The organism is Actinomadura sp. WMMB 499 (assembly GCF_008824145.1).
In the GTDB taxonomy this organism is placed as follows: domain Bacteria; phylum Actinomycetota; class Actinomycetes; order Streptosporangiales; family Streptosporangiaceae; genus Spirillospora.
In genome coordinates this window covers 621,364-631,964 of record NZ_CP044407.1, presented here as the reverse complement: position 1 = coordinate 631,964, position 10,601 = coordinate 621,364, and the positions used below count along the sequence as shown (strand labels likewise).

Sequence of the window (10,601 nt, the reverse complement as noted above, 5' to 3'; positions counted from 1 at the left end):
GCCTTGTCCCGGTCACCGCCCGGTGCGAGCCTTCGGACAACACGATCCGGACCCATTCTCAGGGGACAGGAAAATGCGCGAGATCCTTCAGGCGATCGACCAGCGGGCTCCCTCCCAGGAATGGGAGGGAATCGCGATTCCCGACTCCTTCCGCGGCCTTACCGTGCATAAGAGCGAAGTGGGGATGTTCGAAGGGGTTCCGGTCGGGGATCGCGACCCGCGCGCGTCCCTGCACGTCCAGGACGTCGACGTCCCCGAACTGGGAATCGGTGAGGCCCTGATCGCCGTGATGGCGAGTTCGATCAACTACAACACGGTCTGGTCGGCGCTCTTCGAGCCCCTCCCGACGTTCGAGTTCCTGGAGCGCTACGGCCGCCGCTCGCCGCTCGCCGCCCGGCACGACCTGCCGTATCACGTGCTCGGCTCGGACCTGGCCGGGGTCGTCCTGCGGGTCGGTCCCGGAGTCACGCGGTGGCGGCCCGGGGACCGGGTCGTCGCGCACTGCCTCTCGGTGGAGCTGGAGGATCCCCAGGGACACGACGACGCCATGCTCGACCCCGAGCAGCGGATCTGGGGCTTCGAGACCAACTTCGGCGGCCTGGCCGAACTGGCGCTCGTCCGGGCCAACCAGCTCATGCCCAAGCCTGAGCACCTGACGTGGGAAGAGGCCGCCGCGCCGGGCTTGGTGAACTCCACCGCCTACCGGCAGCTCATCTCACGCAACGGCGCCGACATGAAGCAGGGCGACATCGTGCTGGTGTGGGGCGCCTGCGGCGGGCTCGGCTCCTACGCCACCCAGCTCGCCCTGCGAGGCGGCGCGGATCCGGTCTGCGTGGTGTCCTCCCCAGAGAAGCGCGACACCTGCCGGGCCATGGGCGCCGAGCTGATCGTGGACCGCTCGGCCGAGGGCTTCGAGTTCTGGCAGGACGACGGCGTCCCCGACCGCAAGGAGTGGCGGCGCTTCGGCGGCGCCATCCGGGATCTGACCGGCGGCCTCGACCCCGACGTGGTGTTCGAGCACCCGGGCCGGGAGACGTTCGCCGCGAGCGTGTACGTCGCGCGCCGCGGCGGCACCATCGTGACCTGCGCCTCGACCAGTGGATACGACCACTACTTCGACAACCGGTACCTGTGGATGAATCTCAAGCGGATCATCGGCTCGCACTTCGCGAACTACCAGGAGGCGTGGCGCGCCAACGATCTCGTCCGCCGGGGCCGCGTCCACCCGACGCTGTCGCGCACCTATCCGCTGGCCGACGCGGCCACCGCCGTGCGCGACGTGCAGCGCAACACCCATCAGGGAAAGGTCGGCATCCTCTGCCTGGCGCCCCGGGAGGGGCTCGGCGTCACCGATCCGGAGACGCGGGAGCGGCACGCCGCCCAGATCGACGTCTTCCGCTGAGCACGCCGGAACCTCCGGCTCGACGAAGGTGGTGTGAGGCATGAGCATGTCCGCGGCCATGGACGAGCGATGGTTCCGGCGGTTCGCCGAGTCCGGTCCCGCGGCCCAGGGGCCGCCCAGGCGGCTCATCTGTTTCCCGCACGCGGGCGGGTCGGCGAGCTTCTACTTCCCGTTCGCCCGCGAGCTGGCCGGGGTCTGCGAGCTGCTCGCCGTCCAGTACCCCGGACGCCAGGACCGGCGCGCCGAACCCGCCTGCACGGACCTCGAGGTGCTGGCGGACCGGGTCCACGCCGCGCTGCCGCGCGACTCCGGGACCCCGACGGCGCTGTTCGGGCACAGTATGGGCGCGGTGCTGGCCTACGAGGTGGCGCGGCGGCTGGAGCGCGACGGCGCCGGACCCGCGGCGCTGATCGTGTCCGGGCGCCGCGCGCCCGCCGCGCGCAGGCACGAGGACGTCCACCGGCGCGGCGACGACCTGCTCCTCGCCGAGGTCGCGGGGCTGAGCGGTACCGCGCCCGCCCTGCTGGAGGACGAGGAACTGCGGCGCCTCATCCTGCCGCCGCTGCGGGCCGACTACCGCGCCGTCGAGACCTACCGGCATCGTTCCGGGCCTCCGCTGGGCTGCCCGATCAGCGTGCTGACCGGGGACCGGGACCCGCGCGTCAGCCCGGCGGAGGCCGAGGCGTGGCGCGGGCACACGGATGCGGACTTCCGGCTGCGCACCTTCCCCGGCGGGCACTTCTACCTGAACGAGCGACGGGCCGAGGTCGCGGCGGCGATCGCCGCGGATCTGCGCCGCCACGCGGCCGGCCGCTGACCGGGAGCCGCTGACCGGGAGCCGCCGTCCGGGAGCCGCCGTCCGGGAGCCGCCGGAGATAGCGGGCCTGAACGTGTGGCCAGGGTCCTGTATGTGTGTATAGACTTCTAGTAGAATCACATGAACAGCTGGTCATGTGTAAGGGAAGCCATATATGAGTTCAGTGCCTCGTCCCGACCGTCCCGACGAAGGGGACCTGACCGCCCGCGCCCGCATCAGGGACGCCGCGCTGCTCCAGTTCGCCGAGCGGGGCTTCAACGAGACGACCATCAGGGCCATCGCCGAGGCGGCGGGCGTCTCGTCCGGGCTCGTCCAGTACCACTACAGGTCCAAGGAAGCGCTGCGCGAAGCGTGCGATCGGTACGCCTTCGACTTCTTCCGCCAGACCAAGAACGAGGCGCACGGCAAGGGACAGTTCGCCGACCCCAACTTCCTGTCCATCGCGTTCCGCACCAGCTTTCCGGTGCTGCGCTACCTGGCCCGCGCGCTCGCCGACGGCTCCGCGTCCGCGGCGGAGCTCTTCGACGAACTGGTCGAGTACACGCAGGACGCGCTATGGGCCGGCATGCCCGGCGTGAACCCGCCCCCGGACCATGACCGCGAGGGGCTGTCCGCGGTCCTGACCGCGATGCAGCTCGGCGTCCTCGTCCTCCATCCCCACCTGACACGAGTGCTGGGCAGCGAGATCTTCAGCGCGCAGACCTACCCGCGCCTGGTCATGGCGCTGCTCGACATCCACTCCCACTCCCTCGTGACCCCGGAGACGGCCGCGCAGGCGCGTGCCGGGCTGGCAGACGTCCAAGCAGTTCCCCCCACTGCAGAGGAGTAAGGCAATGAGCGACGCGATCCATATCGAGGGCCTCGTCAAGACCTACGGGCGCACCCGCGCCCTGGACGAGCTGCGGCTCCAGGTGAGCACCGGGGAGGTGCACGGCTTCCTCGGCCCGAACGGGGCCGGGAAGACGACCACCATCCGCGTCCTGCTCGGACTGCTGCGCGCCGACGCCGGAGAGGTCCGCCTCCTCGGCGGCGACCCGTGGAGCGAGGCCACCACGCTGCACCGCAGGCTCGCCTACGTCCCCGGAGACGTCACCCTCTGGCCGGGCCTCTCGGGCGGCGAGGTGATCGACCTGCTCGGCCGGATGCGCGGCGGACTCGACAAGAACCGCAAGACCGAGCTGCTCGACCGGTTCGACCTGGACCCGCGGAAGAAGTCGCGCACCTACTCCAAGGGCAACCGGCAGAAGGTCGCGCTGGTGGCCGCGCTGTCCTCCAACGTCGAGCTGCTCATCCTCGACGAACCCACCTCCGGCCTGGACCCGCTGATGGAGGCGGCCTTCCGCGAGTGCATCGCCGAAGAGCGCGCCGGCGGGCGCACCGTCCTGCTGTCGAGCCACATCCTCGCCGAGGTCGAGGCACTGTGCGACCGGGTCAGCATCATCCGCGCCGGCCGGACCGTCGAGACCGGCACGCTCGCCGATCTGCGGCACTTCACCCGGATCTCCATCGAGGCCGAGCTGGCCGGACCGCACGACGGGCTCGACTCGGTGCCGGGCGTGCACCACCTGGAGGAGCAGCCGGGCGGGCGCGTCACCTGCGAGGTCGACGCCGACCGGATCGACGCGGTGCTCAAGCGGCTCACCCAGGCGGGCGTCCGCTCGCTCGTCAGCCGCCCGCCGACGCTGGAGGAGCTGTTCCTCCGCCACTACGAGAAGGAGCCCGCCGGCGCCGCCGCCGACGGAGCGCGGGACGGCCGGGTGGCCCGGTGAGCGCGCTGACGGGCACGCGCGGTCTCGTCCGGCTCATCCTGCGCCGGGACCGCTTCCTGCTGCCGATCTGGATCATCTACCTGGGCATGGTGCCGAGCGTCTTCGCCTCCGCCACCGCCGAGCTGTACCCGGCCGTGGCCGACCGCCAGGAGTACGCCGAGATCAGCGGGAACAACCCCGCCTACATCGCGCTGTTCGGCCCCCTGTACAGCGAGAGCATCGGCGGCATCATCACCCAGCGTCTCGGCCTCATCCCGCTGGTCGTCGGCCTCATCAGCATGCTCACGGTCATCCGGCACACCCGCACCGACGAGGCCGCCGGGCGCCGCGAACTGCTCGGCTCGACGGCGGTGAGCCGGCACGCGCCCCTGGCGGCCGCGCTGATCGTGGTCGCCGGGGCCAACCTGCTCCTCGCCCTGGTCATGATCGGGGGCCTCAGCGGGCAGGACCTGCCGACGGCGGGCACCGTCGCGCTCGCCCTCCAGTTCGCCGCCGGCGGCTGCCTGTTCGCGGCGGTCGGCGCGCTGGCCGCGCAGTTCAGCACGAGCGCCGGCGGCGCGCGGGCCATCGGCTTCGGCGCCCTCGGCGCCGCCCTGCTGCTGCGCATCGCGGGCGACAGCGGCGGCGTGGGCTGGCTGTCGTGGCTGTCCCCGATCGGCTGGGTGCACCGGCTCCGGCCGTTCGCGGGAGAGCGCTGGTGGGTGCTGCTGATCATCGTCGCCGCCTTCGCGGCGATCGTCGCCGCGAGCGTCGCCCTGTCGGCGCGCCGCGACGTCGGCGCGGGCGCGCTGGCGCCGCGTCCCGGCCCCGCCGAGGCGTCCGCGGGACTGCGCAGCCCGCTGGGCCTCGCCTGGCGGCTGCACCGGGCGCCGCTGCTGGGCTGGACGGCGGGTTTCGTCGTGATCGGCGCGGTGCTGGGCGGTGTCGCCGAGGGCGTCTCGGACATGATGCGCGACAACGAGAGCCTGAGCGACGTCTTCACCCGCATGGGCGGAGCGGTCGGGATCCGCGACGCCTTCCTCAGCTCGATGATGGGCCTGTTCGGCCTGATCGCGGCGGCGTACGCCATCCAGGCCGCGTTGCGGATGCGCGCCGAGGAGAACGAGCTGCGCGCCGACCCCGTGCTCGGCACCGCCGTCGGGCGGCTCCAGTGGGCCGGCGGGCACCTGTTGTTCTCCCTGCTCGGCCCCGCGGTCGTGCTCACGGCCGCCGGGCTCGCCGCGGGTCTGACGCACGGCCTGAACACCGGTGACGTCGGACGCGAGCTGCCCCGCGTGCTCGGCGGTTCCCTCGTCCAGCTCCCCGCCGTGTGGGTGCTGGCGGGGCTCACCATCGCCCTGTTCGGCCTGCTGCCGCGGTTCACGATGGCGAGCTGGGGCGCGCTCGCGCTGTTCGTGCTGCTCGGACAGATCGGCTCGGCCATGCAGCTCAGCCAGGCGGCGCTGGACGTCTCGCCGTTCACGCACATCCCCAAGCTGCCGGGAGGCGAGATGTCGGTGCAGCCGCTGGTGTGGCTCGGCGTGATCGCGGCGCTCCTCGTCGTCGCCGGCACGCTGCGGCTCCGTACCCGCGACATCAAGCCGGCGGCCTGACCGGCCGGCCGCGACCGCCGGCCGCCCCGCGGCGGCCGGCGGCCGGCCCGTCGCCCGATCGACCAGGGAGACGTTGCTTGCACACCGTGGAACGTGACGAGGAACTGTCCCGGCTGGACGCCGTGCTGGCCGGCTGCCGGCGCGGCGCCGGGGGAGCGGCCCTGGTGAGCGGCGCCGTGGCGTCGGGCAAGACCGAACTGCTGCACGCCTTCACCGAGCGCGCCGTCGCGGCGGGCGCCCTGTACTTCGAGGCCGGACGCCACCTCGGCGACCCCGCCGGTCTCACGGAAGGGCTGCTGCGCGGCCTGGAGCTGTTCGTCGAGGAGACGGGGCGCCCGGGTCCCGGAGTGCCGGCCCGCCCGCGACCGGGTGAGGCCGGACCGCCCGCGGCCGAGACCGCGCGGCGGCTGCACGCTCAGCTGCTCGCGCTCGCCGAGCGCGAGCCGGTCGTCGTGGGCGTCGACGACACGCACCGGGTCCCGCCCGCCGCCCTGCGGGACCTGCTCGGCGTGGCTCGTCGACTGCGCACCGCCCCTGTCATGATGATCTTCACCGACGCGGGCGCGGCCCATCCCGGCCACGGCGTCCTGCACGAGGAACTGTCCCGCCTGCCCGGCACGCCGCTGCTGCGGATGCGCCCGCTGTCGCTGGACGGCGCGTTCCGCCTCTTCGCCCGGCGCCTCGGCGCGGAGCGCGCCGGGCGCCTCGCCGCGCGGGGCCTGGCCGTCACCGGCGGCAGCCCGCTCCTGCTGCGCGGCCTGCTGGCGGATCAGCGGGAGAACGGCACGGGCGCCGCCGACCGGCTGGAGGTCGGCGCCGGCTTCGAGCACGCCGTGCTGGACTGCCTCGGCCGCGGCGACGAGGACGCCCGCCGGCTCGCCGCGGCCGTCGCGGTCCTCGGCGACGCGGCGACCGCGCCGCTGGCGGCCGAGCTGCTCGGCTGGTCCGAACCGGCGCTGGCGGCGACGCTCGACGCCCTCGGCAGGGCCGGGCTGCTGGACGCGATGCGCTTCCGGCATCTCGCCGCCCGCGCGGCCGTCCTGACGGCCATGGACGCCGACGAGCGCACCGGCCTGCACCTGCGCGCGGCCAGGCTGCTCTACCGGAAGGGCGCGCGAGCGGCCGACGTGGCCCATCACGTGACGGCCGCCAGTCACTGGGTCGCCCTGGAACACCTCGCTCAGGAGGGGAATTCCGGTGCGGCCGGGGAGACGATGACGTCGCGGGCCGATTAGGGGGCCGGTGCGCACCCTAGGGGTTATCGCGGCCGTGACGGCCGGACTAGTGTCGCCGCAGACGCTCCCGGGAGGCGGCCATGGTCCAGCAGACGATCTCCGAGACGGCGCCGTCCGCCGCCGACGGCGGCGCCGAGCTCATCGCGTGGGCGCACCGGACCCGGGAGGCGTGCCCGGTCGGGCGGGACGCGCAGGGGGTGTGGAACGTGGTGGGCGCCGCCGACGCGCAGCGGGTGCTGTCCGAACCGGCCTCGTTCTCCAGCAACCCGGCGTTCGCCTTTCCCGCCGCCGGAAGCTTCCGGGGGAACATGCTCTGGCTGGACCCGCCCGAGCACCGCAAGCTGCGCACCATCGTGAGCCGGGTCTTCGTGCCGCGCGCGGTCTCGGCGCTGGAGCCCAAGATCCGGCAGGTCGCCGCGGAGCTGCTGGACGCCGTCGGCGACGCCGACGAGATCGAGCTGATCTCCGCGTTCACGCAGCCGCTCCCGGTCATCGTCATCGCCGAGCTGCTGGGCATCCCCAGTCTGGACCTGGCCCAGTTCAAGGCGTGGGCCGACCGGATGCTGGGCGCGGTCGTCCAGGATCCGCTCGCCAACGAGGACGCGCGGCGCGAGATCGCCATGGGCACCATGGAGATGAACGCCTACCTGCTGGAGCACGTGCGCCGCAAGCGCGCCGCCCCGCGCGACGACCTGCTGAGCCGCCTGGTCGCCACGCAGGTCGGCGGCGAGCGGCTGGACGACCAGGAGGTCGTGAACTTCAGCCGCGTCCTGCTGGAGGCCGGGCACGTCACCACCACGATGATGCTCAGCAACGCGATCTGGTGCTTCGAGCAGGACCCCGGCCTGGCGGCCGCGCTGCGGGCCGACCGCGCGCTGCTGCCCGGCGCGATCGAGGAATTGCTGCGCTACCGGCCCCCGGTGCTGATGGTGCTGCGCTACACGCCCGCGGACGTCGAACTGGCGGGCGTGCTCATCCCGGCCGGCTCGGTGGTGAAGGTGTGGATCGTCGCCGCGAACCGCGATCCGCGGCAGTTCGACCGCCCCGACTCCTTCGACCCCGGCCGGCACCCCAACGGGCACGTCGCCTTCGGGAAGGGCGTCCACTACTGCCTGGGTTCGCAGCTCGCCCGGCTCGAAGGCGAACTCGGGCTGAACCTGCTGTTCGACCGCTTCGCCGACCTGCGCATCACCCCCGGCGCGGACCTGGAGTTCTATCCGCAGAACTTCTTCGGGATGAAGCGGCTGCCCGTCACGGTCACGCGGACGGAACGGTAGCCGGCCCGGCGGAACCGGGCCCCTCGTCCACGAGCGTGACGTCAGAGGAACTCCAGAACACCTGGACGTGCTCGATGAGGCCGTCGTCGCCGATGCCGAGCAGCCCGATGAGCTCGTACCGGACTCGCTTGCCGCGCGGTAGCAAGGAGTCCGACACCGTGACGGTGGCGGGGAGCAGCACGTGCCGGTCGTCCATGGCGGCGACCGGCGTACCTGGCGTCTCGCGCACGCGGCCGTCGATGGCACGGGCCAGGTGCGGGCGCAGCGGGCGGGGGGAGCCGACCGGGTCCTCGAAGACCGCGCCGGCGGCGAAGAGAGCGAGCACCCCGTCGAGGTCGCCCGCGTTCATCCGCGCGCAGTATTCCAGCGCGATCCGCTTCCGTGTCATCTCGTCGGTCACGAATTCTCCCGCCATCGGCTGTGGGGATCTTAACGGGGATACCGCGGCCGGCCATTCCGGCGGGAGAAAGTCAGGGGATCGGCGGCAGGAAATAGGGGATTCGATGCGTTGTCGCCCCGGCCGGCGCACTGCGACCGTGAGGAAAACGAGAGAGGGAGGGGCTCGCGATGACCGGACGAACTCATGCCGTCGTGCTGGGCGGCAGTGTGGCGGGCCTGCTGGCCGCCGCGGCCGTGGCCCGCCATGTCGACACCGTCACCGTGGTCGAGCGCGACGTCCTGCCCGCCGGGCCCGAGCATCGGCGCGGACTGCCGCAGGCCCACCACGCCCACCTGCTGTGGTCCGGCGGGGCGCGGGTGATCGACGTCCTGCTGCCGGGAACGCTCGCCGGGCTGCGCGCGGCCGGCGCGCACCGGATCGGCGTCCACCAGGACATGGTGTCGCTCACCTCGCACGGGTGGCAGCACCGGTTCCCGACGGAGCACTTCCTGATCGCCTGCTCCCGGACGCTGCTGGACCGGACCCTGCGCGACCGGCTCGGCGGCTCGGCCGCGGTGACGATCCAGGACGGCACCGCGGCCACCGGACTGCTCGGCGACGCCGGGCGGGTGCGGGGCGTCCGGCTGCGCACTGCCGCGGACGGGGCGGTCACCGAGATGGAGGCCGACCTCGTGGTCGACGCCGCGGGGCGCGGCTCCGCGACCCGGCGCTGGCTCGTCGGGCTGGGGCTTCCGGAGGCGCCCGAGGAGGTGGTGGACTCCGGCATCGCCTACGCCACCCGTGTCTACCGCGCCGTGGCGGAGACCTTCCCCGTGGTCTCGCACTACGCCGACCACCGCACCGGCGGGCCGGGGCACAACGCGGTCCTGCTGCCCGTCGAGGGCGGGCGCTGGATGGTGACGGTGTCGGGTACCCGGGGCGGGGAGCCGCCCGCGGGCGAGGAGGGTTTCGCGGCGTTCGTCCGCGCCGCCCGCGATCCCCTCATCGGGGAGCTCGTGGCCGCCACCGAACCGCTGACCGAAGCGCGCGGCACCCGCAGCACGGCCAACCGCCGCATCCGCTACGAGAAGCTGAACCGCTGGCCGGACGGGCTGGTCGTGCTCGGCGACGCCCTCGCCGCCTTCAATCCCGTCTACGGCCACGGCATGAGCGCGGCGGCGCTGTGCGCGGCGGCGCTCGGGGCCGAGGTCGGCCGGAGCGGGACCGGCGACGGCGCGGCGCGGCGCGCGCAGAAGGCGATGGCCGCCGTGGTGGACGACCCGTGGTCGCTGGCGGTCTCCCAGGACGTCTTCTATCCGGGCTGCCGCGTGGACGTCGCCGACGCCCGCTGGATCCAGACGCTGCGGCGGCAGCGGGCGTTCGCCGACCTCGTCACCGAGACCGCGGTCCGCGATCCGCTGGTCGGCGCCGCGGTCGCCGGGGTGAGCACCCTGTCGGCGCCGCTGAACAGCCTGGAGCATCCCGACGTCATCGCCGCGCTCCGGCGGGGCGCGGCCCGCCCCGCCCTCGCCCGTCCCCAGCTCACCCCGGCCGAACTGGCGGTCCGCGGGACCAGCGCCGCGCGCTAGCGGGACGCGGGCATGGTGAGGACGTCGTGCTCGTCCACCACCGTCACGTCGGTACGGCCCCAGTAGGCGCGCATGGCGCGGACCAGGCCGGTGGCGTCGGTCTCGATCACCATGACGTAGTGGATCTGGAGCCGGCGGCCCGGACCGGCCGGCGTGCCGTCCCAGTCCATGAAGCCCTGCGAGGACAGCAGGGGAGCCGCCGTGCCGAAGTCCAGATGCGCGGTCACGGGCAGCGCGGCCCGCGTTCCGTCCAGGACGCCGACCGGGTCGTGGGCGTACTCGTGCACGTCGCAGTGCAGGGCGCCCAGCGCGTGGCGCCGCAGTTCGGCGTGCCCGGTGCGGACACCGGATCCGATGGGGTCCTCGAACCGGACGGTGGGCGCGTACAGGCTCAGGAGTCCGGCGATGTCGCGCGCGTTGATCCGCCGGCAGTGTTCGACCGCGAGCTCCTTGCAGGACTGGTCACGGGACATGTCTGCCTCCTCGTGGGCGTGTGCGGCCGACCGGTACGCCCACCATTCTGTCCTCCCCTAGCCGTCTC

The 10,601-nt window shown here is 73.4% G+C and carries 10 protein-coding genes; 8 read left to right on the top strand and 2 right to left on the bottom strand.

Going from position 1 to position 10,601, the window contains the following annotated elements; translation table 11 throughout:
• The first annotated feature begins 184 nt into the window (after positions 1 to 184).
• The 7 genes from ccrA (at position 185) to F7P10_RS02770 (ending at position 8,092) form a co-directional block, all read left to right on the top strand.
• Entirely contained in the window at positions 185 to 1,402 is a 1,218-nt protein-coding gene (gene ccrA, locus F7P10_RS02800) for a crotonyl-CoA carboxylase/reductase (RefSeq protein WP_254716363.1), read from the top strand.
• Between the two features lie 40 nt (positions 1,403 to 1,442).
• A complete protein-coding gene (locus F7P10_RS02795; RefSeq protein WP_151007943.1) occupies positions 1,443 to 2,219 on the top strand; it encodes a thioesterase II family protein in 777 nt (258 codons plus the stop codon).
• Positions 2,220 to 2,373: 154 nt separating this feature from the next.
• A complete protein-coding gene (locus F7P10_RS02790) occupies positions 2,374 to 3,048 on the top strand; it encodes a TetR/AcrR family transcriptional regulator (RefSeq protein WP_254716362.1) in 675 nt (224 codons plus the stop codon).
• Positions 3,049 to 3,052: 4 nt separating this feature from the next.
• Positions 3,053 to 3,988 carry an ABC transporter ATP-binding protein gene (locus tag F7P10_RS02785; RefSeq protein ID WP_151007942.1) on the top strand — a complete coding sequence of 312 codons (936 nt, stop codon included), beginning with the start codon at positions 3,053 to 3,055 and terminating at the stop codon, positions 3,986 to 3,988.
• The gene (locus tag F7P10_RS02780) at positions 3,985 to 5,580 is read left to right on the top strand and encodes an ABC transporter permease (RefSeq protein WP_151007941.1); all 1,596 of its coding nucleotides are present in this window, start codon (positions 3,985 to 3,987) and stop codon (positions 5,578 to 5,580) included. The genes F7P10_RS02785 and F7P10_RS02780 overlap by 4 nt, the downstream gene beginning before the upstream one ends.
• An 86-nt stretch (positions 5,581 to 5,666) precedes the next feature.
• Positions 5,667 to 6,815, top strand: coding sequence for an AAA family ATPase (locus F7P10_RS02775; RefSeq protein WP_176611274.1), 1,149 nt, complete (start codon positions 5,667 to 5,669; stop codon positions 6,813 to 6,815).
• A gap of 80 nt (positions 6,816 to 6,895) precedes the next feature.
• Complete coding sequence (locus F7P10_RS02770; RefSeq protein ID WP_151007939.1) at positions 6,896 to 8,092, top strand: cytochrome P450; 1,197 nt, start codon at positions 6,896 to 6,898, stop codon at positions 8,090 to 8,092.
• Here the strand turns inward: F7P10_RS02770 and F7P10_RS02765 are convergent.
• Positions 8,073 to 8,492: a nuclear transport factor 2 family protein gene (locus tag F7P10_RS02765; protein WP_151007938.1), complete on the bottom strand. Its 420-nt coding sequence runs from the start codon at positions 8,490 to 8,492 to the stop codon at positions 8,073 to 8,075. The genes F7P10_RS02770 and F7P10_RS02765 overlap by 20 nt on opposite strands.
• 167 nt (positions 8,493 to 8,659) lie before the next feature.
• Here F7P10_RS02765 and F7P10_RS02760 point away from each other — a divergent pair, with 167 nt between their 5' ends.
• A complete protein-coding gene (locus F7P10_RS02760) occupies positions 8,660 to 10,060 on the top strand; it encodes an FAD-dependent monooxygenase (RefSeq protein ID WP_176611273.1) in 1,401 nt (466 codons plus the stop codon).
• On the opposite strand, the gene F7P10_RS02755 is transcribed toward F7P10_RS02760, so the two are convergent.
• Positions 10,057 to 10,533, bottom strand: a complete 477-nt coding sequence (locus F7P10_RS02755; RefSeq protein WP_151007937.1) for a nuclear transport factor 2 family protein — start codon at positions 10,531 to 10,533, stop codon at positions 10,057 to 10,059. The genes F7P10_RS02760 and F7P10_RS02755 overlap by 4 nt on opposite strands.
• Positions 10,534 to 10,601 lie beyond the last annotated feature (68 nt).

Coding starts and splice junctions, on each gene's coding strand:
- ccrA (WP_254716363.1), top strand. CDS start 185: ATGTTCGAAGGGGTTCCGGTCGGGGATCGCGACCCGCGCGCGTCCCTG.
- F7P10_RS02795 (WP_151007943.1), top strand. CDS start 1,443: ATGAGCATGTCCGCGGCCATGGACGAGCGATGGTTCCGGCGGTTCGCC.
- F7P10_RS02790 (WP_254716362.1), top strand. CDS start 2,374: ATGAGTTCAGTGCCTCGTCCCGACCGTCCCGACGAAGGGGACCTGACC.
- F7P10_RS02785 (WP_151007942.1), top strand. CDS start 3,053: ATGAGCGACGCGATCCATATCGAGGGCCTCGTCAAGACCTACGGGCGC.
- F7P10_RS02770 (WP_151007939.1), top strand. CDS start 6,896: ATGGTCCAGCAGACGATCTCCGAGACGGCGCCGTCCGCCGCCGACGGC.
- F7P10_RS02760 (WP_176611273.1), top strand. CDS start 8,660: ATGACCGGACGAACTCATGCCGTCGTGCTGGGCGGCAGTGTGGCGGGC.
- F7P10_RS02755 (WP_151007937.1), bottom strand. CDS start 10,533: ATGTCCCGTGACCAGTCCTGCAAGGAGCTCGCGGTCGAACACTGCCGG.